Origin of the sequence: Streptomyces acidiscabies, from assembly GCF_020010905.1 — a bacterium.
Classification (GTDB): Bacteria; Actinomycetota; Actinomycetes; order Streptomycetales; family Streptomycetaceae; genus Streptomyces; species Streptomyces acidiscabies.
Map to the genome: position 1 here is coordinate 2477091 of NZ_JAGJBY010000001.1, position 20826 is coordinate 2497916.

Here is a 20826-nt window from a genome sequence, read left to right on the forward strand (position 1 = left end):
CGAACGGTAAGAAGTTAGTGACGCGAACATGACAAGACAAGGTCTGCGGCGAAGAGGGAGGCGGCGGACCCGGTGAAGAAGGCGGGGGGACTTTCGTCCCTACGTCGATGTCGGTGGCGTCGCGTACGATGGACGGCGCAGAAGGGGAGTAGCTCTTCGCCGGACCGTCGACATACTGCTCAGCTCGTCTGAGCCGGCGCCCGGAGGCGGGGTTCGAGTACCCGCCAGCGAGACCTTCGGCAAGCAGTGCACGTCCGTGTCGTACGACGCGGGCTCTTCGTGTGCTGTCCTGCCGAGGTGTCCTGAAGGCTCAGCGCTCTCGGTGGGGCGGCCCCTACCGATTGAGGAACCCTTGATCAGCATCAGCGTGACGGCGCTCGTCTTCGGCGTCGTCTTCCTCGCGGAGCTGCCGGACAAGACGGCGCTCGCGGGGCTCGTGCTCGGGACGCGCTACCGGGCGTCGTACGTGTTCGCCGGGGTCGCCGCGGCGTTCCTCGTGCACGTCGTCCTCGCGGTCGCGGCGGGCAGCGTCCTCACGCTCCTCCCGCAGCAGCTCGTCCACGCCCTCACCGGCGTCCTCTTCCTCGGCGGCGCCGCGATGCTGCTCCTCAAGAAGGACGAGGACGAGGAGGAGGTCCGCCGCCCCGAGGACCAGTCCTTCCTCAAGGTCGCGGGCGCGGGCTTCATGCTCATCCTGGTCGCCGAGTTCGGTGACCTGACGCAGCTCATGACGGCGAACCTCGCGGCCCGCTACGACGACCCCCTCTCGGTCGGCCTCGGCGCGGTGCTCGCGCTGTGGGCGGTCGCGGGGCTGGGGATCGTCGGGGGGAAGGCGCTGATGAAGAGGGTGCCGTTGAGTCTGATCACGAAGGTTGCGGCGGTGTTGATGCTGGGGCTGGGGGTGTGGAGTCTTTGGGAGGCGGTTGCGGGCTGAGGGTGGGGGCGGTGGGTTGAGTGGCGGGGCGGGGGTGGGTTCGGTGGGGCTGGGGGGTGTTTCGCTCGCCCGCATCGGGGGGATTGCCCGCAGCCGGGTGGGCGGTGGGGGCGGGTGCGGCTCGGTACGAGGTGCAGTGCGGCGGGGTGTGGGCCGCGACCCGGATCGCGATCGCCGTCCCGGACTGGCGTGCCTCCGGTGACGCTGGTCCGGGTTGTGGCCCGGGGGCTCGGCGGCTTGATCGGCCGCGTCACTCGACGGGACGCCGTCGCGTGGTGCGGCGTGGTGCCGGGGTCCGGTGCGGCCATCGCCGGTCCGGCCCGGCGGGCCTCGGCTTGTGCCTCCGGCGAGGGTGGTCCGGGTCGTGCCCCGGGGGCCTGGCGGTTTGACCGGCCGCGCCGCCCGGCGGGACGCCGTCGCGTGGTGCGGCGTGGTGCGGGCTGCGCCCCGGATCGCCATCGCCGCTCCGCCCCGTTCCGGTGGGCCTCGGTGCGGGCCTCCGGCGGCTGGTCCGGGTCGTGGCCTGGTGGCCCGGCGGTTTGACCGGCCGCGCCACCCGGCGGGATGCCGTCGCGTGGTGCGGGCTGCGCCCCGGATCGCCATCGCCGTCCCAGCCCAGCGGGCCTCGGCGCAGGCCTCCGGCCACGGTGGTCCAGGCCGCCCCCCGAGGTCCCGGCAGCTTGACCAGCCCCGCCACCCGACGGGACGTCCCCCCGCCGAACATCCCGTAAGCCCCCCTGAACAACCGGTGAAGTTTCCGGCAGGAGCTGGCGGGGACGGCGTTCGTTTTGTACCGTGGGTGAACAAAGTGGTTCCCGCTCGTTTTCCCTGACCGGCGGGCGGGGCCACCTTGGTCTCTGAAACCGGGTGTCTGGAGTGCGCATGTCGGTCGCCGAGCCTGTTGTCATCGACGCTCGTGCTCTTCTGCTCGACATGGACGGAACGCTCGTCAACTCGGACGCGGTGGTGGAGCGGATCTGGCGCCGCTGGGCCGAGACGCACGGACTGGACGGCGACGAGGTCATGCAGGTCGTCCACGGCCGCCAGGGCCACGCCTCCATGGCCGTACTCCTCCCCGACCGCCCCGTCGAACAGAACCTCGCGGACAACGCGCGGATGCTCGCGCAGGAGACCGCCGACACGGACGGCGTCGTACCGATCCCCGGCGCCCCAGACTTCCTCACCGCCCTCGCCGGCGTCCCGCACGCGCTCGTCACCTCCGCGGACGTCCCCCTCTCCACCGCCCGCATGGCCGCCGCCGGCCTCCCGCTGCCCGCCCTGCGCATCACCGCCGAGTCCGTCGGCGCCAGCAAGCCCGACCCCGAGGGCTTCCTGAAGGCGGCGGCGGAACTGGGCATCGCCCCCGCCGACTGCGTCGTCTTCGAGGACTCCGGCGCGGGCATCCAGGCGGGCAAGGCGGCCGGAATGCGCGTAGTGGGCGTGGGCGAACGGGCCGCCGCACACCCCGCGGACGTCGTCGTCCGGGACCTGCGCGAGATCGCGGTGGAGGTCACGGCGGACGGGGTACGACTGCATGTGCGGGGCGCGAGGGCCTGAGGCGGGGACCATACGTACGACGCTGGCGCTGCGAACTGGCGCTTGACGCCGAGGGGTTCGCTACGGCGCTGGCGCTGCGGGTCGGCGTCTGACGTCAAGAGGCTCGCTTACGGCGCTGGGCTCGCGAACCGGCGTTTGACGCCGAGGGGCTCGCTTACGACGTCGGTGCTGCAAACCGGCGTCACACGCCGAGGCGTCCCCGCTAACGACCCCGGCCCCGCGAACCGGCGTCTGACATCGAGGAGTTCGCTTACGGCGCTGGATTCGCGAACCGGCGTTTGACGCCGAGGGGCTCGCTTACGAGGCTGGCGCTGCGAACCGGCGTCACGCCGAGGCGTCCGCCAACGACCCCGGCCCTGTGAACCGGCGTCTGACACCGAGGGGCTCGGTTACGACGCCAGCGCTGCGAACCGGCGTCACACGCCACGGCGTCCGCTCACGCCCCCAGCCCCGCGAACCGGCACCCGTCACCGAGCCCTCCGCCCCCGCCCCGCGCGCTCCGCCCCGGCATCAAGACCACCGCTCCCCGCCGCGCGCCCAGCGTCGCCGATCCCGCCGTACCTCTCGGCACCGCGAAAGTCACCGCGCTCCGTACCCCCGCTCGCCCCCTCCGACGCCGAAGGCCCCGGCTCTCCCCTTCAAGGTTCCTTCGTCTCCTTCTCCAACCGCTCCCGCGTCGCCGCCCCGTACACCCCCAGCTCGTCGCCGGTGATGTTCCGCGACCACTGGTAGTTCTTGAGCGCGTTCTCGACCGGCTCGTCGAAGACCCCGTCCGCGTCCTCGCCGTACAGGGACAACTCCTTGAGCCGCAGCTGAAGTTCCCGCACCTCCGTACCCGTGTCCCCACGCCGCAGCACCGCGACCGTGAGGCTCGGGACCTGGCGCTGGTCGTCGGCGGCCCCGCCGGAGGGGGACGCCTCGGCGGAGGGCGAGCCACTCGCGGAGGGCGAGGGCGAGGAGGAGCGGGAGGGCGTAGGGGAGGGCGAGGGCGCCGCACTCTCGGACGGGGTCGCCGCCTCGGACACGGGCGCGGGGACGGCGGACCGCTCGGCCGGCGCCTCGACGGACGCCGCCACGGTCCGGGACGGCACCGGCACCGCCGCACGGATGTCCTCCGGCGGCGAACCGTCGCGCACGGGCGCGTCGTACGCGAAGAGCCCGCTCGCGAACCCGGCAGCGGCGAGGATGGCGACAACGGCACCGCTGGTCGTGAGAAGAACCGTCCGCCGACGACGGCTGCCGGGCTCCGGAACGCCGTCCGGGTCTACGCCACCCAGGGACCCCACGTCGCCCAGCGATCCCGCATCCCCCGCAGGTATTACGCCGTCCAGGGGTCCTACGCCTCCCGCCCCCGCACCCCTCGCCACCCCGTCATACCCCGATACCCCTACCTCTCCAGAGCCACGACGAGCACCGGTACCTCCACCAGGAACCCTCGGCAGCGGGGCCGTAGCCATCGCGTCCGGAAACGATTCGGCAGAAGCGGGAACAGCCCGCAACGGCATCGTCGCATCGGCCGGAGGCCCAGGCGGCCGACCCCCGGCGACCGGCGCCCCCGCCGTACCCGCCAGCTCCACATAGGGACGTATCCGCAGCGGATCGAAGTCCTCCGCGGCGGCGGCCTCCGCGAGCCGCGCCTCCTTCAGCGTCTCGGCGGCCCGCCGCGCGCAGTCGCAGGACGGCGTGCTGTCGGCGGCACGCAGGGCCCCGCACTCCGGGCAGGGGTGCCCGTACGGCCCCTGCGGCCCGGCGGGTCCCTCGCGCCCCGTCGGCTCGTTCACGCCTTCACCCCTCCCCGTGGGAACTCCGGAAATTATGCAGATCCTCCACACTCATGGCACGCCCCCATCGCACCACACGTCACAGGCCGCGAGATGGCCGGAAACAATCTCCCGCACACCTCGACAGGCCGTTCCGGGCGACACCGACCACCATGGGAGGGACACGAGAGCCGAAGGAGGTCTCCATGGCCTTGGACGCAGGGACGGCCGCGAAAGATCCGCACCGCGAGCATGTTGGCGGAAACGTCATGGTGTCGATCGGAGCCCTGCTGCTGGGCATGTTGCTCGCGGCCCTCGACCAGACGATCGTCTCCACGGCGCTTCCCACGATCGTCAGCGACCTCGGCGGCCTGGAACACCTCTCGTGGGTGGTGACCGCCTACCTCCTCGCCTCCACCGCGGCAACCCCCTTGTGGGGAAAGCTCGGTGACCAGTACGGCCGAAAACGACTGTTCCAGACGGCGATCGTGCTCTTCCTGATCGGTTCCGCTCTCTGCGGAACGGCCCAGAACATGCCGCAGTTGATCGCTTTCCGGGCGCTCCAGGGCCTGGGCGGCGGCGGGTTGATGGTCCTGTCGATGGCGATCGTCGGCGACCTCGTCCCGCCCCGTGAACGCGGGCGCTACCAGGGCCTGTTCGGCGCGGTCTTCGGCGCGACGAGCGTCCTGGGCCCGCTGCTCGGCGGCGTCTTCACCGAACACCTCAGCTGGCGCTGGGTGTTCTACGTCAACCTCCCCGTCGGTGCCGTCGCGCTCGCCGTCATCGCGGCCGTCCTGCACATCCCGCGCCGCACCACCCGGCACGTCATCGACTACCTCGGCACCCTCCTGATCGCCTCCGTCGCCACCTGCCTCGTCCTGGTCGCCTCCCTCGGCGGTACGACGTGGGCGTGGGGCTCGTTCCAGGTGATCGGCCTGCTGGTGCTGGGAGTTGTGCTCGCCGCCGCCTTCGTCGTGGTCGAACGCCGGGCCGCCGAGCCGGTGTTGCCGCTGAAGCTGTTCGGCATCCGCACCTTCACCCTCTCCGCCGTCATCAGCTTCATCGTCGGGTTCGCGATGTTCGGCGCGATGACCTACCTGCCGACGTTCCTCCAGGTCGTGCAGGGCGTCTCGCCGACCATGTCCGGCGTCCACATGCTGCCGATGGTCGCCGGGCTGCTGATCTCCTCGACCCTCTCCGGCCAGATCGTCAGCCGCACCGGCCGCTGGAAGGTGTTCCCCGTCGCCGGGACCGCCGTCACCACCCTCGGCCTGCTGCTCCTGCACCGCCTCGACGAGGACAGCCCGACCGGCGAGATGAGCGCGTACTTCTTCGTCTTCGGCCTCGGACTCGGCCTGGTCATGCAGGTACTTGTCCTGATCGTCCAAAACTCCGTGTCCTACGAGGACTTGGGCGTCGCCACGTCCGGCGCGACCTTCTTCCGCTCGATCGGCGCGTCCTTCGGCGTCGCCGTCTTCGGCACGGTCTTCGCGAGCCGCCTCTCCGACAAACTCGCCTCCGCCTTCAGGGGAGTTGAGGGTCTCCCGGCAGGGTTCGACGCCGACACCCTGAAGTCCGACCCGCGCGGCATCACCCAACTCCCGCCCGCGCTACGGCCGCCCGCCCTGCACGCCTACGCCTCCTCCATCACCGACGTGTTCCTGTACGCCGCGCCCGTCGCCCTCCTCGGCTTCGTGCTCGCCTGGTTCCTCAAGGAGGACAAGCTGCGCTCCTCGGTGACCGCGCCGGACGTCACCCAGACCCTCGCCAGCAACCCCGTCGAGCGCTCCTCGTACGACGAGGTGTGCCGGGCGCTGTCCGTCCTCGGCACGCGCGAGGGACGCCGGGAGGTGTACCGGACGATCACCGCCCGCGCGGGCTACGACCTGCTGCCGGCGGCGAGTTGGATCCTGCTGCGGATCCGGAAGTACGGCAGCGTCGAGCCGGGGAGGCTCGCGGACCAGAGCCCCGTCCCGCTCGCCGTGATCATCGAGGGGGCCCGGCAGGTCGAGGAGAACGGACTGGCCCGCCGGGAAGGGATGGAACTGCGGCTCACCGCCCGGGGACGCGAGGTCGCCGAGCGGCTCGCCGAGGCGCGGGAGGAGTCGCTCGCGGAGATGCTGGGGGACTGGTGGGGCCCTGACCGGCCGACCGATCTGGTGCGGCTGGTCCGGGAGTTGAACGGGGAGCTGTGCGGGTCGGTGCAGGAGCAGCCTCAACGAGCCTGAATCCGGAGGGACTTCGTGAACCAGTGCTCCGCGTACTGGTCGTCGTTGTACCGCTCGGTCTCCGTGTACCCCAGGCGCGCGTACAACGCCCTCGCCTCCACCAGGTCGCTCCGCGTGTCCAGGATCATGCGCGCGGCCCCCGCCTCCCGTGCGGCGTCCTCCGCCGCGCCCACCAGGAGCGCCGCCCCGCCCTTGCCCCGCAGCTCCGGCAGCACGAAGACGCGGGTCAACTCGGCCGTGTCCGGCGCCCGGAAGCGCACCCCCGCCGTACCGGCCGCCTCACCGTCGTACCGGCCCACCAGCAACACCCCCTGTGGCGAGGCGAGTTCGGCGCCGGCGCGGGCGTGGATCTCGCGCTCCAGCTCGGCCGGGTCGGTGGTGCGGTTCTCGTGGAGGAGGTACCAGCGGTCGCTCACCTCCGTGTAGTACGCGCGCCACAGCGCTAGCGCGGCGGGGGAGTCGGGGAGTTCCGGGGTGATCGTCCAGGGCATGGGACATTCTCCGGGCGTGGCCGGGCGGTGGCGCAAGCGATATACGGAGCGGCTGTTTGTGTGCCGCTTTCCGGGCAACTCGGAAGGAGAACCGGCCCGTTGGGCCGAGACACCGGAAGGCAGCCATGTCCACAGGCGTGATCGTCGTTCTGATCGTCGTCGGCGTGCTCGTCGTCGCAGCGGCGGGTTTCCTCGGAGTGCGCCGCACCCAGGGCGGGGGGTCCTTGAAGCGGCGGTTCGGTCCCGAGTACGGGCGGGCCGTGGCCCGGCACGACGGGGATGTCCGGGCCGCCGAACGGGAGTTGACGGCTCTCCTCGAACGTCACGGGGGCTTGCAGGAGCGTCCCCTCGAAGCCGGGGAGCAGGAGAAGTTCCAGGAGCGGTGGCGGGCCGCGCAGGAGCGGTTCGTGGAGTCGCCCCGGGAGGCCGCCGCCGAAGTGGACCAGTTGCTCGGGGAGTTGGCGGGGACGCGGGGGTATCCGCGGGCCGAGGACTTCGACGAGCAGGTCGCGGCGCTGGCCGTGCACCATGCCGGGCACGTCGACGGGTACCGGCATGTGCGGCACGTGGTCGGCGAGGGCGGTGAGGACACGGAGGACGCGCGCAAGGCCGTACTCGAAGCCCGGGCGCTGTTCCGGGAGTTGGTCGGCGAGCCGAAGGCACTGGCGCGCACCGCGTCGCGCGACACCGAGAAGGCGAGGGCCCGTCGCGTACCGGCGGTGCTCCAGCGGATTCAGGCCAAGTGAGGAGGGGTTGAGGGATGACTGAGGAGATGGGGACGCCTCGGAAAGGGGCGCCTCAAGGACGTACAGGTGCCGGAGACCCTCCGGCGGCCACAGCCGTACCTGCGAAGACACCCACGGGCATGCCTGCGGCGCCGCCGGTGAAAACCGGTGAGAGCGGTTACCGGCATGGCTCACCGCTGATCCCCCGCGATGAGAGCGACAAGCTGGAGCTGCGGATGCGGCACGCGCTCGCCGGGTTCGTCGACGAGCCGAAGGAAGCCGTCGTCGAGGCGGATCAGGTGCTGGAGGAGCTGACGGCGCGGGTCACCGAGGCGATCACGCGCAGGCGCCGGACCGTACGCGGGGCCTGGCAGACGGGGGAGGGCGGCGACACCGAGCAACTGCGGCTGGCGCTGCGGGACTACCGGGAGTTGTGCGAGCGGTTGCTGCACGTGTGAAGGGAGTTGGGCGCCGGGGCCGTCGTACACAAGCCGACTGTCGTGCGCGGGCCCGGCGCCCGTCTCAAGTCCCCTCAGGGCGCGGGGCGTTCGCCGTCCGCCGGGGGCGTGTTCCGCCGCGCGCGCCACTCCTCGACGACCGCCTCCACGTCGTACGGCTTCTTGCCGAGCGGTGGTCCCGGCGGCGGACGGAACATCATGTCCCGGATCTTCGCGTTGACTTCGGTGAGGATCTTGCGGGCCGCGTACTCCGAGGGCGCCTCCAGCGCCGCCGCGAGCGCGTCCTCCGCCTCCTTGCGCAGGGCGAGCGCGGGCGGGAGCACGGACCAGCCCTCGCGGGCCATCTTCCGCTTGATCCACCAGAGTTCGTCGTACGAGGAGTCCACCCCGGCGGGGAGCGGCTTGCCCGCGCCCGTCAGCCCGTCGAACTCCCCGCGCGCCTGCGCGTCCTGGATCTGCTTGTCCACCCAGGATTCGAACGGCACCCCTGGTGGCTTTCGCTCGGTCATGCGTCCATTGTGCCGGACGCGGTGTCGCCGGGCGATTTATCATTTCCGCCGCTGTGCAATGCCGTTTCGGACGCTGTGACCGTCCGGGGGGTCTGGGACATGCCGGGCGGACGTCCGGCGGACACAAGGGGAACGCACGTGCTCGAACTCACCATGGCCTCCGTCTCCGCGGTGGAGGAGGGGGCCACGGCAGGGATGCTCATGGCCGACGCGGACAGCGAGCCGGGGGCGGTGCTGCGGGTGGGCCGCGACACCACCGTCTGCCGCCTCGCGACCCCCCAGGACTGGCTCTTCGTCTCCCGCATCCACCTCGAATTCCTCTGCGGCCCCGAATCCACCTGGCAAGTCACCTGGCTCCGCGGCTCCCAGGACGACCCCTCCTCCGAAGTCCGCCTGGTATCGGGCCAGTACGCCCAGCCGATCCCCTACGGCAGCACCGTCACCCTCCCCCGAGGCGGCTCCGGAGAAATCATCATCACGGACCGCACGAGCCCGCGCAGCGTGAACGTGGGCTTCTACCACGAGGGTTGAGAGCGGCTAGGCGCTCAGCAGGTCAAGCAGTTCGCTCCCCAGCGTCGAGCGGTGGACCACGACGTACTGGCCCTCGCGGCGGCGCTGGAGGAGGCCCGCGTTCTCCAGGCGGGCGCAGTGGTGGGACAGGGTTGCCGGGGCGTAGCGCAGGGCGGTCGCCAGGTCGCCCATGGCGGTGGGGCGGGTGGTCGCGCGGAGGATGGCGGAGCGGGCGTCGCCGAGGAGGAGGCGGGCGGGGTCGGTGGGCGAGGGGGAGGGCGCGGGTGAGGCCGTGGGGGACCACAGGGAGCGCAGGCCGGGCAGCGGGTAGCCGACCCAGGCGAAGTCCGGGTGGTCGAAGGCGAACAGGGACGCCGAGCCGCCCGAGACGACGGGGACGAGGATGATGCGGCGGCCGTCCAGCGCGAAGCGTTCGGGGTGGCCGTCGGGCAGGTGGAGGACGGAGTCGGTGTACCGGTAGCGGGGGCTGAGCGTGGCCAGCACCGTGTCCGGGCGCCCCAGGACCATCGCCCCGCCCACCCGCTCGGCCTCCCGCCGCAACCCCTCCTGCGCCGCCCGCCACACCGGCCGTACCGCCTCCCACAGCGCCCGCATCACCGCCCCGTACCGCTCCAGCCACCGCCCGGGCCGGTCGACGACCGGCCGCCACTGCTCGGGCGGCGCCCCCGCGAACTCCTCCTCCAGGGCCGCGAGAAGACGGTCGGCGGGCAGGTCCAGGAGCTGTTCCAGATGGTGCTCGGCGCCGTCGCGCGACATGGACGCGGTCGGCGTCAGACAGTCGGGGATCGCCGGATGCCCGGGCGCGAACAGCGGACGCAGCGTCTCGCGCACGTGCGCGGGCACCTCGCGCCGTACGGCGTCGCGCGCCGCCGGCGGCACGGCGTGGCGGCGGTCGCCGTACAGGTCCGCCGTCAGGGAAAGCAGGCTCGCCCCCGGATGCGGCACGAATTGCATCCGGATCTCGGACACGTCACCGAGGCAGAGCTGGGAATACGTGGTCATCGAACTCCCCCGTTTCGTTTGCACGTGATCAGACGCGAAACGAACTCCGCCGGTTGCGTCCGCAAGACTTTTTGAAGATCTTCGAAATGCTTGTCCGCACCGAAAGGCATTTGCGAGAGTCGAGGCATGCCCGACGCGGAGATAGCAGAATTCGTGAGACAGCGGGGGTACGGGGAATTCGTCTCGGACACCGTGGTGACCTATCCAGGCCGCAATCCGAACATGGCGGGACGCACGACCAGCGGGACCGACGTGTTCGCCAAGCGCACCGCCGGCCCGCACACCGGGCACGGCGCCCGCCTGGAGGACCTCGGACCGGCCCTGACCTGGCACCATCTGCGCTGGCCTGCCGTCCTGGCGGCCGACCCGGACCGCCGTATCCACCTGACCCGCTGGGTCGGCGACGCCCGCACGGCGGCCGACGCGGTGACCGCCGGGGAATTCCCGGACGCCCTCGCCCACGCCCTGGGCGCCGCGCTCGGCGAACTCCACGCGGCCCGTTTCACCCCGGACCACCTCGACCGCCGCCCGCTCCCGATGCCCTCGGTCCGCGTCTTCTCCGCCCTGTCGGCGGCCCAGTACCTGGAAAGCAGCGGCGGCCTCATCGAACTCTGGCGCATTCTCCAGGGCGACGACCACCTGAAAGAAGCGGTCGCGAATCTCAGGAAAGACGAGAAAGCGGCGCCCCAGGTTCCCATCCACGCCGATCTCCGCCTGGACCAGATACTCGTCGCCGACGGGGAACTGCTCGTCACGGACTGGGAGGAATTCCGGTACGGCGACGCCGCGCGCGACCTCGGCACCACCGTGGGCGAGTTCCTGCACCGCAGTGTCGTCGGCATCGCCGCCGAGGAGATCGACACGGCCGGCGCGGACGACGAGATCGTCGCGAGGGGCGTCCGCAACCTCCAGGAGGCGCTCCCCACGCTGGAGGCGTTCACCCGCGGCTACCGCGCGGTGCGCCCCGGCCGCGACCGCGACCTGGCCCGCCGCGCGGTCGCCTTCGCCGGCTGGCACCTCCTCGACCGGGTGATGGCCGCGGCGGCGTACGGCGCCGAACTCACGCCCGTGCACCGCGCGGCGGTCGGCGTGGGCCGTACGGCGCTGGCGCGCCCCGCCGTGTACGTCGGCGTCCTGGGCCTGGAGGCGCTGTGACCGGCCCCCTCGTCACCGTCACCGGCGTGACCGACGTCGACGTACCGAACCTCACCGCGCGCGTCGCCGGTACCGAGATCGGCGCGCGCACCCTGAACGAACTGCGCGCCCGGCTCGCCGACGAGCTGTACCGGACGTTCCACCAGGGCGCGCGCCCGGCCGCCGTGCACCCCCGCGACCTCGTGGACCCGGCGCTGGAGGCGGAGCTGAAGGCCGCCGTCCCGCACCCGGCCGTCCGCGTCCCCACCCGCCTGCTGTCCGAGGACGGCGAGGAGGCGACCGTCGTCCTGGCCGGAGTGCGGGTGCGGGTCCCGCGTGCGCGGGTGCGTACGGAGGACGGTGCCGCCGTGGAGGGCGGTGTCACCGTCGAACTGCCGCCGTACCGGCCCTCGTTGTCCCCCGGCTTCCTGTCCGTGGTGGGGTCGCGGCTGCCCCACGCGAAGGGCGGTCCCGTCCTGCGGATCTACCTGCACGTGCCGGACGCGGGGGCCGCCCCGGCGGTGTGGGGTGCGGTGCTGCGCGGGCTGGAGGACGCGGGGCTGCCGTACCGGGCGAAGATCCTCTCCCACCCGGACCGGTACCCCCGCAGGGACGCCATGGTCGTCTACGTCACCGACGAGGTGGAGCGCGCCGTCGACACCGTCGCCCGCGCCCCGCTCGACCTGGCCGAACCGGTCTCGCCGTTCACGCGGGCCCTCGCGCCGGGCCTCTCCCTCGCCTGGGACCCCGCCCCGCGCGCGGGCGCGGCCCGCCGGCCGAGCTTCGGCCAGCACCGGGCGCGCGCCTGCGCCGACGGGCTCGTCGACCACGCGCGGTACGGCATCCCTGTCGCCGAAGCCGTCGCGCGGGCGCTGCGGGCCGCCGGCGCGGACCCGGCACTGCCCCACCGCAACCTCGACAGCCCCTGCCCCGCCCTGTGACTTCCCTCCCGCCGGACCCCGGCGGGAGGGAGAACCGGAAAACCAACGGAGGAGAACACCATGAAGATCGAGAACCCGGCCGAGAACCTGGTCCGCGGCTACCGCACCTACACCGACGGCGACCAGGTCGCCCAGGTCGCGGGCGTCGAAGGCCCGGAGACGACGGCGTCCATCACCACCGCGACGCCCGTCATCACCACCACGCTGATCTTCGACTGCTAGTCGGAGCCGGCATCCGCTCCGGGGCCCGGTCCGCGCCGGGCCCCGGAGCTCCACCCGACGAAAGGCACCGGCATGTCCGGAGAGGTCGTCGTCTCGTACGGCACCCCCGCGTCGACCACACACGTCCTGTGGCAGGGCCCGCACAGCTTCCGCTGGCACCGGGTGCCCGGGGAGAGCGCGATCAAGGCGGCTGGTGCGGTGCCGGACGGGCTGCGGGGCGTCTTCGCGCGGGCGGGCACCGGAAGTGTCCGGTTCGCCGTGCCCGAGCTCGTACCCGAGGGTGGGTCTGTCCAGGTCCTGCCCGACGCCGTCAGCATCGGCTGGCACCTGCTCGCGGGGAGCGCTCTGCCCAGGGAGTACGCGGACGTCGTCCGGCGCGTGGGCGGTGCGGTGCGCGGCCTGCACGCGGGCGCCGAGGGGGCCTGCGGGACCGTGCCCTGGCTCGACGGGCTGGCCCGTTGGCTCGCCGAGCGGCCCGACCCGGTGGCGGCGCGCGTGCTGCGGCGGATCGGCGAGGAGCGCTTCACGCGGCTCGCGCAGTGGGCGGCTCTTGCGGCCGTGCCGGGCGGGGTGCTGCTCGGCACGCTGTCGCCCGGGGTGATCGTCGTCGACCGGCGCGACCGGGCCGCGCACGTCCTCGTCAGCGCCGAGGCCGGGTACGGCGCTCCCGCGCTCGACCTCGGCACGCTCGCCGAGGCCCTGTCCACGTCCGTCGCGGTCGCCTCCCGGGGTGCGCACCGGGCGCCGGGCAACCTCGACTACGGCGTCCTGTGGGACGCGTTCACCGCCGGGTACGGGGGCGGTTCTCCGCGCGCCGACGTGGAGCGCGCCGCCGTCCTCAGGCGCGTGCATCGGCTGCGCAGCATCAGCGGCCACCTCGGGGACAACGCCGTCTTCGACGAACAACTCGCCGCTCTGCCCGACCTGGTGGACGGCGACACCGTCGTCCCGCTCGACCGGAGGAACTGAATGAGTGCGTTGAAGGGAACGGGTGCGTTGAACGGAACGGGTGTGTTGAACGGCCGGAAGGCCGTCGTCACCGGGGCCTCCCGGGGCGTCGGCAGGGCGATCGCGCTGCGGCTCGCCGCCGACGGGGCGGCCGTCGTGGTCGGCTACCACCAGGGCGAGTCCGCCGCGAAGTCCTGCGCCGAGGAGATCCGGGCGGCCGGGGGGACGGCGCACACCGTCGGCGCCGACCTCGCCGACCTGGAGCAGGTCCGCGCCTTCATGACCCGCGCGGGGGAGCTGCTGGGCGGGCTGGACATCGTCGTCAACAACGCCGCCGAGTCCGAGCAGGTCGCCATCGCCGACGCCGACGACACGCACTACGAGCGCGTCATGGCCGTCAACGCGCGGGCGCCCTTCTTCATCATGCAGTGCGCCCAGGCGGTGCTCGGCGAGGGCGGGCGCATCATCAACATCTCCAGCATCGCCACGTCGCTGTCGGCGCCCGGGGCCGCCGTGTACGCCGGGAGCAAGGCCGCGCTCGAACGCTTCACGACCACCGCCGCGCACGAGCTCGGACCCCGGGGAATCACCGTCAACGCGATCGCGCCGGGCACGGTCGACACGGACATGCTGCGCGAGCTGCACGGGGAGCGGGCACGGGAGGCACTCGCCGCGGTGACGCCTCTGCGGCGGCTGGGGCGGGGGGATGACATCGCGGGGGTGGTGGCTTTTCTCGCCGGGGGTGATGCGGCGTTCGTCACGGGGCAGACGATTGCGGTGAACGGGGGGTTCCGCTGAGGCGAGGGTTTTCGCGGCGGCGGGGGCCTCGGAGGGGATGAGGGTTTCCGCGGCAGCGGGGGCCTTCGCCGCACCGAAGGCCTTTGCCGTGCCGAGGACTGCGAGCCGGAGGCTCCGCCAAGGTGCCGTGCCGGGGGCCGTCCGCCGGGGGTTTCGCCAGGGTGCCGGGTTGAGGGCTGTCCGCCCGGGGTTCCGCGAGGGGGCTGGGTTGAGGGCTGTCCGGCCGGGGTTCCGCGAGGGTGCCGGGCCGAGGGCCGCCAGGATGGGGTTCCGCCAGGGTGGTGTGCCGAGTCCCGCTCGGCGGGGGTTTCGCGCTGCGCCGAGGTCCGCTTGCCCGAGGCTTCGCCAGGGTGCCAGGCCGAGGGCTGTCCGCCCGGGGTTCCGCCAAGGCGCCGGGCTGAGGGCTGCGTGCCGGAGGCGTTGCCAGGGTGGTGTGCTGAGGACCGCCCGGATGGGGTTCCGCCAGGGTGGTGCGCTGAGTCCCGCTCGGCGGGGGTTTCGCCGGGGTGCCGGGCCGAGGGGCGTCCGACCGGGGTTCCGCCGGGGTGCCGGGCTGAGGGCTGTCCGCCTGGGGTTCCGCCAGGGTGCCGGGTTGAGGGTTGCGTGCCGGAGGCGTTGCCAGGGTGGTGCGCTGAGTCCCGCTCGGCGGGGGTTTCGCCGGGGTGCCGGGCCGAGGGCTGCGCGTCGGAGGCTTTGCCAGGGTGCCGTGCTGAGGACCGCCTGGATGGGGTTCCGCCAAGGGACCGCGTCGAGGGCCGTCCGCCTGGGGTTCCGCCAGGGTGCCGGGCTGAGGGTGGTCCGGATGGAGTTCCGCCGGGGCGCTGTGCCGAGGTCCGTTTGTCCGAGGCTTCGCCAGGGCGCCGCGTCGAGGACCGTCCGCCGGGGGTTTTGCCAGGGTGACGAGCTGAGGGTCGTCCGCCAGGTGTTCCGCGAGGGTGGTGCGCTGAGGACCGCCCAGATGGGGTTCCGCCAGGGTGGTGCGCTGAGTCCTGCCCGGTGGGGGTTCCGCCAGAGCGCCGTGCCCAGGGGCGTCCGGCGGGGGTTTCGCCAGGGCGTGCGGGTGGTCAGGGGGTTGGTGGGGGTCCGCGTGGCGGGTGGTTCGGGTGCCTCGCCACGCGATCCGGGGTGGTTCCTCAGGGTAGGACCCTTGCCAGGGCGAAGCCGTCGTAGCCCTTTGTGCCCACCGTTTGGATTGCTGTGCCGGTCAGGCGGGGGTGGGTGGCGATGAGGTGGAGGGCCGCTCGGGTGCCCTGGATGTCGCCGGCCGGGGTGTCCGCGTCGATCACTCGGCCGCCCCTCACCACGTTGTCGACGATGATCAGGGCGCCCGCGCTGGTGAGCTTCAGGGCCCACTCGACGTAGTGCGGGTTGTTCGCCTTGTCCGCGTCGATGAAGACGAGGTCGAAGGGCGGCGGGTTCTCGTCGGCCAGCAGGGGTAGGGACGTCAGGGCCTCGCCCACGCGGACCTCCACGATCTTGTCGAGGCCGGCTCGCGCGATGTTCCGCTCGGCGACGTCCGCGTGCTTGCGGCTGTACTCCAGCGTGACGAGGCGGCCGTCCTCCGGGAGCGCCCGCGCCAGGCAGATCGTGCTGTAACCCCCCAGCGTCCCGATCTCCAGGATCCGCCGGGCTCCCTGGATCTCGGCGAGGAGCTGAAGCAGCTTCCCCTGACCGGCCGACACACTGATCGGCGGCAGCCCCGCCGCCTCGCTCTCCCGCAGCGCGGCCGTCAATACCTCGTCCCTCAGCCCCAGTTCCTCCTCGAAGTACCCGTCCACCGATGCCCAGAGCTGCTCGTCGCTCATAGTCCCCTGCCTCTCCACGCTGTCTGACCCGACCAACGGGTACCACGCTCGCCGGAGTTCCCGCCGCTCATTCCCGAGCACCCGGTTTCACCCGTTCGGCGTACGCGGCCCCCGAACTTCCCTGCCCGTCCGCCGAGTTCATCTGCTCTGCCTCGGCACCTGCTGCACACGGCGGTGCTTGTGGCGCGTACCGAACGTGTTCTGGTTCAACGGCGGCGCACAGAAGGGGTACTTGTGAAGCCCTGCCGCCCCGGGGGACGTGAAGAGGTGCGCCGTACCGCCGTCCGTCGTCGGCATAGGAGGGGCGTACGGCGGAACACTCGGCATCGGCGGCACACGTGGCGCGGACCGGGGGATCGGCGGCGCCTCGTACACGCCGTGGCTCTCACTTGCCGGCGGCATCTCCGGGAACGGCGGAACACCTACCGTCGGAGCAGCGTCCGGCACCGGCGGAACCCCAGCACCGGACGTCCGCTCCGTCACGTCACCCCATGACACCCCGTCCGGTGCCGTCCTCGGCCTGGGCGGAATCACGGTCGCCGGAACCTCTTCCGGGAGGACAGACACCCCGTCGCCGTACGACGCCGAGGTACCCCCACGCCCGGGCACCGGCTCCGACCACCAAGGACTCCCGGCCGCCGCTACCCCTCCCACGGCAAAGTCGGCACCCACAGTCGGCGCAGTACTCGGCATCGACGGAATCCCGTCCCCCGACGGCATTGCCTCGGGGGCCGACGAGAACCCGCCGATCGGCGCCACTCCCGGCAGAGGAGGAACCCCATCGACCGGTATCGAGGCACCCCCGCGCGCGGGCGCCGCACTCTGCACCGGCGTCTTCGGAGCTGATCCGGCAGAGGCCCCCTCGCGCGCGGGAGCCGCCACCCCCACCTCCCCTCCCCGCGACCACATCGACGGGGCCCCCTCGCGCGCGGACGCCGCCCCCGACCACCGAGGCCCCTCGACCGGCGACGCCCCCTCCGGCGCGAAGCCTGTAGGCGCCGTCCCCGGCATCGGCGGAATCCCGCCCACCCCTGGCTCCGTCGAACCCGCACCCGCCCCCGGTCCCGCCGCACCTGCACCTGTCCCCGGCTCCGCCCCCACCGAACCCCCCACCACCGGCGCCCCCTTAGGCATAGGCGGAACCCCACCCCCGCCACCCCCCACCCGCGCGCGAAGCACCGCCAACGCCTCAGCCACCCGCGCAGTGATGCCGCTCAGCGGTGTCTCCTCCGTCGTGCCGGTCATTGCTGGCGTGCTCCCTTCAAGTGAGGTGGTCAGAAACCCGCGCCGACGGCGCCCCGTACGCGCGCGGTTGCCCCGCACCGCGAGATGGATCGCGGTCCCGGCCAGCGCGAGGATCACGGCGGCCACCGTGAGAAGCCACGCAGGGATGCCGGCGAGCGTGCGGAGCCGGTCGGCGTAGACGACTTGCCGGACAGGCGTGTCGGAGGCGGCGCGGCGGAGTACGGGGTCGGTGGTGACGAGCGTGGGGAGATTGACGGCGATCGCCGTCAGGTAGGGGGTTTCGCGGGAGAACGCCGACAGAGAGCCGGAAACCGTCGGTACCCGCCCCGCGTACGTCACGCGCGGGCGCGAGCCGCCGATCGCGGAGACCGGCTCCACGCGATGCGCAGCGAGGACGTACAGCGACAGGGCCACCGGCGTAGAGGCCAGCCGCATCGGGTACACCGGCGCCTGCGCGGCGAACGTGACGTGGAGCGGGTCAAGGGCGCCCCTGAGGGCGCCGTACGCGGCCGGGGCGAGCTTGATCGCGACGTACTGCCAGCGCAGCGCCACGTACGGCCTCAGGGCGTCCTGGAGGCCCGCGGGGAGGTCGAAGCCGCCCGCGCGCAGCCACGCGGAGAGCGCGGCGGGGTCGGTGGCGGAGAGATGCGTCACGGTGAACGGACCGAGCCGCTGGTCGGCGACGACACCGACACCGGGGCGCGGACCCGGCGGGAGAGGCCCCCGGTCGGCACCGGACGTGAGCGGCCAGTCGCCGTCCTGCGGCCAGAAGTGCTGCCGGGTGCGGTACGAGGGCACCGTGACCGCCGCCAGCTGATCGAACAGAGCGGGATCACCCAGCTCCACCGAGGCCCTCGCGGGCACCGGTAACAGCCACCCCGCGTCCGGCGCGTCGCCCGCGACGGTCAGCCGGGTCACGATCTGCTCCCGCGCACCGTCCCACCGGACGACGGAAACCTCCCGCGTGACCGCAGCGCGCCGGTCGTCCCCGGCGATCAGCGCCCCGCCCGCGTACGCGGGGGCAACCGGCAGGAGGACGGCCGGCAGCAGGAGAACGGTCAGCGCACGCGCGCGTAAGGAGGTGAATGAACCTTTCGCCGCTTCTTGTCGTCTCCACGGAAAACCGACCACCATGCTCGAAGCCCTCCGTAGTCATCCGTCACTACTTGTAGTGCTGTGACCCGCGCGGGTCTACGACGGTACGGGCGGAGCAGGGGTTCCGTTCGGCGCCGTTCCAAATCCCGCCCATGAGACGGGCGAAAACAGCCCCCGAGGACACGACCTGCCCGGACACGCACTATCGTCTTCCGGACAAAAGGAGATGGGCTGCCAGGTGAAGCAGGGGTGACCTGCGTCTCTGTCAGGGGGAGAGGCGTGCCCGTAGGGTTCGTCCGGAGGAAACCCCTGGTGGGCCTCCGGGAGAACCACCAGACAAGCGGGATCGAACGAACGGGGCGGGAGGCCTACCAGCCGTGGCGAATGCGGAGCACAGCGGGCGACCGGGGGAACCCTTCGGGGCGACCGCCGACCCTGCGGACGCACGACAGGCGCGTCTGCGCGCGGCCCGCATCGGCCTGTGGCTGCTTGCGGCGGTCCTCGCGGTACGGCAGGTCGCGTCCGTCCTGTCGACCCCGCGCGGGGAGCGCCTGACCGACCTGGAGACGTGGGTCGGCCAGAACGGCGTGCTGCACGTCAACGGCTCGCTGTACGACTCGACGCAGTTCACCGGCACGCCCTTCGGCGGCCTCGTCCTCAAGCCCCTCACGAAGGCCGCCGAACAGGCCCTCGGCTGGGGCTGGACGTTCGGCACGCTGCTCCTGGTCGCCGCCCTCGGCGTCGTCGCCGCGCGCGCCCTCCCGCAGCCCGTGAGCCGCCGTACGGCCCTCCTCGCGGCCCCCGTCGCCATCAGCCTCCTGATGCTCTCCCTGCCCGTCCGCAACACCCTGTGGCTCGGCCAGACCAGCATCATCCCGGTCCTGCTCGTCCTCCTCGGCTGCTTCGTCGTACGCGGGCGGTACGCCGGTGGCGCGCTGATCGGCGTCGCCGCGGCCCTCCAGCCGACCGTCCTGCTCTTCGCCGCGCTGCTGTGGTTCACGCGCAGACGCCGGGCCGCCGCGACGGCCGTAGGGACGTTCGGCGCGGCCACGCTGCTCGCCTGGGCCGCGATGCCGCACGACTCGTACACGTACTGGGTCCACCACATCGCCGGCACCGGTCTCGGCGGCAAGGCCGACGACCTCGCGAACCAGTCCCTGCACGGCGCGCTCCTGCGCCTCGGGGTGAACGGGCCACTCGAAATCGGCTTGTTCCTTGCGCTCGGCGCGGTCGTCGCCGTCCTCGGCGTGCGCCGTGCCGTGCGCTACGCGCGGGACGGCCAGTTGCTGCTCGCCGTCGCGATCACCGGGTGCGCCGCCATCGCCGTATCGCCCACCACGTGGCAGCACCAGCTGCTGTGGGTGCTGCTCGCCGTCGTCGGGCGGGTCGGGAAGCGGGCCTCCGACCGGTACGTGTGGCCCGTCGCCGTCGTCCTGGTGATGACGTTGCCCGCGAAGATGATGCTGCCGAACATGGCCGCGCTGTACCCCGTCCGCGACAACATCGTGCTGTTCGCCGCGATCGCCGCCGCGACGTTCCTGCCGTTCCTGTCCCGCAAGGACCCGCTGTACGCCGCGCCGACGCCCACGGAGTACGCCGCGCCCGTGCCCGCGCGCTTCTCCTGGGTGCCGCTGCTGCCGTTCCTGCGCCGCGTGCTGTCCCGGCCGAACCTCCTGCTGGAGCTGCTGCTCATCCGCGTCACGTACGCGGCGTACCAGAAGGTCCGCCTCGCGGCGACCGGCGGGACGAACTCCGGCGGGCGCGTGCGCGCGGAGGAGCACGGGCAGCAGATCCTCGACATCGAGCGCTTCCTGCACATCGACATCGAGCACGCCGTCAACCACTGGGTCGTCGGCGTCTCCTGGCTGCGGAACTTCTTCGACTTCTATTACGAGTCGTTCCACTTCGTCGTCCCGCTGACGCTGCTGGCGGTCCTCTACTGGCGTCGCCCGGTCGACTACCGCTGGGCGCGCGCGTCCCTCGGCTTCGCCACGCTCCTGGCCCTGGTCGGCTTCTGGCTCTACCCGCTGGCGCCCCCGCGCCTGATGCCGGCCCTCGGCGTCATCGACACCGTCCACGGCGTCCAGGACTTCTCGAAACCGGACTACGGCACGCTGACGGCCCTCACGAACCAGTACGCCGCGATGCCGTCCCTCCACTTCGGCTGGTCCCTGTGGTGCGGCCTCGTCATCGCCCTCGTCGCGCCGAAGTGGTGGATGAAGGCACTGGGCCTGCTGCACCCCTTCTTCACGGTCTCGGCGATCGTCGCAACGGGCAACCACTGGGTCCTGGACGCGGTCGGCGGAGCGGCCGTCGTCCTCGGCGGGTTCGGGTTGTCGTACGTGTTCATGGGGCCGCGGGCTCGGACGGTGGCGAAGGCTGCGGCGGAGGAGCAGGACAGAAAACCCGAGAAAACGGTTGCTGCACCTTCTCCCAGCTGACG

At 72.5% G+C, this 20826-nt stretch carries 18 protein-coding genes; 12 read left to right on the forward strand and 6 right to left on the reverse strand.

What is annotated here, in order from left to right:
* Nucleotides 1–352: 352 nt before the first annotated feature.
* Entirely contained in the window at nt 353–934 is a 582-nt protein-coding gene (locus J8M50_RS11595) for a TMEM165/GDT1 family protein (protein ID WP_010351962.1), read from the forward strand.
* An 882-nt stretch (nt 935–1816) separates the two neighbouring features.
* Nucleotides 1817–2491 carry an HAD-IA family hydrolase gene (locus J8M50_RS11600; protein WP_010351961.1) on the forward strand — a complete coding sequence of 225 codons (675 nt, stop codon included), beginning with the start codon at nt 1817–1819 and terminating at the stop codon, nt 2489–2491.
* Nucleotides 2492–3129: 638 nt separating this feature from the next.
* Here J8M50_RS11600 and J8M50_RS11605 read toward each other — a convergent pair.
* Nucleotides 3130–4272, reverse strand: a complete 1143-nt coding sequence (locus tag J8M50_RS11605) for a peptidoglycan-binding domain-containing protein (RefSeq protein WP_029183612.1) — start codon at nt 4270–4272, stop codon at nt 3130–3132.
* Nucleotides 4273–4457: 185 nt separating this feature from the next.
* Here J8M50_RS11605 and J8M50_RS11610 point away from each other — a divergent pair, with 185 nt between their 5' ends.
* A complete protein-coding gene (locus J8M50_RS11610; protein ID WP_050987161.1) occupies nt 4458–6479 on the forward strand; it encodes an MDR family MFS transporter in 2022 nt (673 codons plus the stop codon).
* Here J8M50_RS11610 and J8M50_RS11615 read toward each other — a convergent pair.
* The gene (locus J8M50_RS11615; RefSeq protein ID WP_010351958.1) at nt 6467–6970 is read right to left on the reverse strand and encodes a GNAT family N-acetyltransferase; all 504 of its coding nucleotides are present in this window, start codon (nt 6968–6970) and stop codon (nt 6467–6469) included. The two genes, J8M50_RS11610 and J8M50_RS11615, sit on opposite strands and share 13 nt — an antisense overlap.
* Before the next feature lie 125 nt (nt 6971–7095).
* Between J8M50_RS11615 and J8M50_RS11620 the strand changes: the two genes are divergently transcribed.
* The gene (locus J8M50_RS11620) at nt 7096–7716 is read left to right on the forward strand and encodes a hypothetical protein (RefSeq protein WP_010351957.1); all 621 of its coding nucleotides are present in this window, start codon (nt 7096–7098) and stop codon (nt 7714–7716) included.
* Nucleotides 7717–7835: 119 nt separating this feature from the next.
* On the forward strand, nt 7836–8153 hold the full coding sequence (locus J8M50_RS11625) for a hypothetical protein (RefSeq protein WP_010351956.1): 318 nt from the start codon (nt 7836–7838) through the stop codon (nt 8151–8153).
* Nucleotides 8154–8227: 74 nt separating this feature from the next.
* Here the strand turns inward: J8M50_RS11625 and J8M50_RS11630 are convergent, their stop codons facing one another.
* A complete protein-coding gene (locus tag J8M50_RS11630; protein ID WP_029183611.1) occupies nt 8228–8662 on the reverse strand; it encodes a DnaJ family domain-containing protein in 435 nt (144 codons plus the stop codon).
* A gap of 138 nt (nt 8663–8800) precedes the next feature.
* On the opposite strand from J8M50_RS11630, the gene J8M50_RS11635 reads away from it, so the two are divergent.
* Nucleotides 8801–9193: a hypothetical protein gene (locus J8M50_RS11635; protein ID WP_010351954.1), complete on the forward strand. Its 393-nt coding sequence runs from the start codon at nt 8801–8803 to the stop codon at nt 9191–9193.
* A gap of 6 nt (nt 9194–9199) precedes the next feature.
* Here the strand turns inward: J8M50_RS11635 and J8M50_RS11640 are convergent, their stop codons facing one another.
* On the reverse strand, nt 9200–10195 hold the full coding sequence (locus J8M50_RS11640; protein WP_010351953.1) for an ArsR/SmtB family transcription factor: 996 nt from the start codon (nt 10193–10195) through the stop codon (nt 9200–9202).
* A 126-nt stretch (nt 10196–10321) separates the two neighbouring features.
* Here J8M50_RS11640 and lxmK point away from each other — a divergent pair, with 126 nt between their 5' ends.
* From lxmK to J8M50_RS11665, 5 genes are all read left to right on the forward strand, one after another.
* Nucleotides 10322–11350 carry a class V lanthionine synthetase subunit LxmK gene (gene lxmK, locus J8M50_RS11645; protein WP_050987160.1) on the forward strand — a complete coding sequence of 343 codons (1029 nt, stop codon included), beginning with the start codon at nt 10322–10324 and terminating at the stop codon, nt 11348–11350.
* Nucleotides 11347–12270 (forward strand): T3SS effector HopA1 family protein, encoded by a 924-nt coding sequence (locus J8M50_RS49675; protein WP_010351951.1) that lies wholly within the window; start codon nt 11347–11349, stop codon nt 12268–12270. Before lxmK ends, J8M50_RS49675 begins: the two co-directional genes overlap by 4 nt.
* A 60-nt stretch (nt 12271–12330) precedes the next feature.
* Nucleotides 12331–12492, forward strand: coding sequence for a hypothetical protein (locus tag J8M50_RS11655; protein ID WP_158002777.1), 162 nt, complete (start codon nt 12331–12333; stop codon nt 12490–12492).
* 72 nt (nt 12493–12564) lie between these two features.
* Nucleotides 12565–13461 carry a hypothetical protein gene (locus J8M50_RS11660; RefSeq protein WP_010351950.1) on the forward strand — a complete coding sequence of 299 codons (897 nt, stop codon included), beginning with the start codon at nt 12565–12567 and terminating at the stop codon, nt 13459–13461.
* A gap of 42 nt (nt 13462–13503) precedes the next feature.
* Nucleotides 13504–14238, forward strand: a complete 735-nt coding sequence (locus J8M50_RS11665) for a glucose 1-dehydrogenase (protein ID WP_223786298.1) — start codon at nt 13504–13506, stop codon at nt 14236–14238.
* Nucleotides 14239–15371: 1133 nt separating this feature from the next.
* Here J8M50_RS11665 and J8M50_RS11670 read toward each other — a convergent pair.
* Both J8M50_RS11670 and J8M50_RS11675 read right to left on the reverse strand, forming a co-directional pair.
* Nucleotides 15372–16043 carry an O-methyltransferase gene (locus J8M50_RS11670; RefSeq protein WP_010351948.1) on the reverse strand — a complete coding sequence of 224 codons (672 nt, stop codon included), beginning with the start codon at nt 16041–16043 and terminating at the stop codon, nt 15372–15374.
* Between the two features lie 138 nt (nt 16044–16181).
* Nucleotides 16182–18422 (reverse strand): DUF2330 domain-containing protein, encoded by a 2241-nt coding sequence (locus J8M50_RS11675; RefSeq protein WP_010351947.1) that lies wholly within the window; start codon nt 18420–18422, stop codon nt 16182–16184.
* Between the two features lie 338 nt (nt 18423–18760).
* Here J8M50_RS11675 and J8M50_RS11680 point away from each other — a divergent pair, with 338 nt between their 5' ends.
* Nucleotides 18761–20824, forward strand: coding sequence for a bifunctional glycosyltransferase 87/phosphatase PAP2 family protein (locus tag J8M50_RS11680; RefSeq protein WP_010351946.1), 2064 nt, complete (start codon nt 18761–18763; stop codon nt 20822–20824).
* Nucleotides 20825–20826 lie beyond the last annotated feature (2 nt).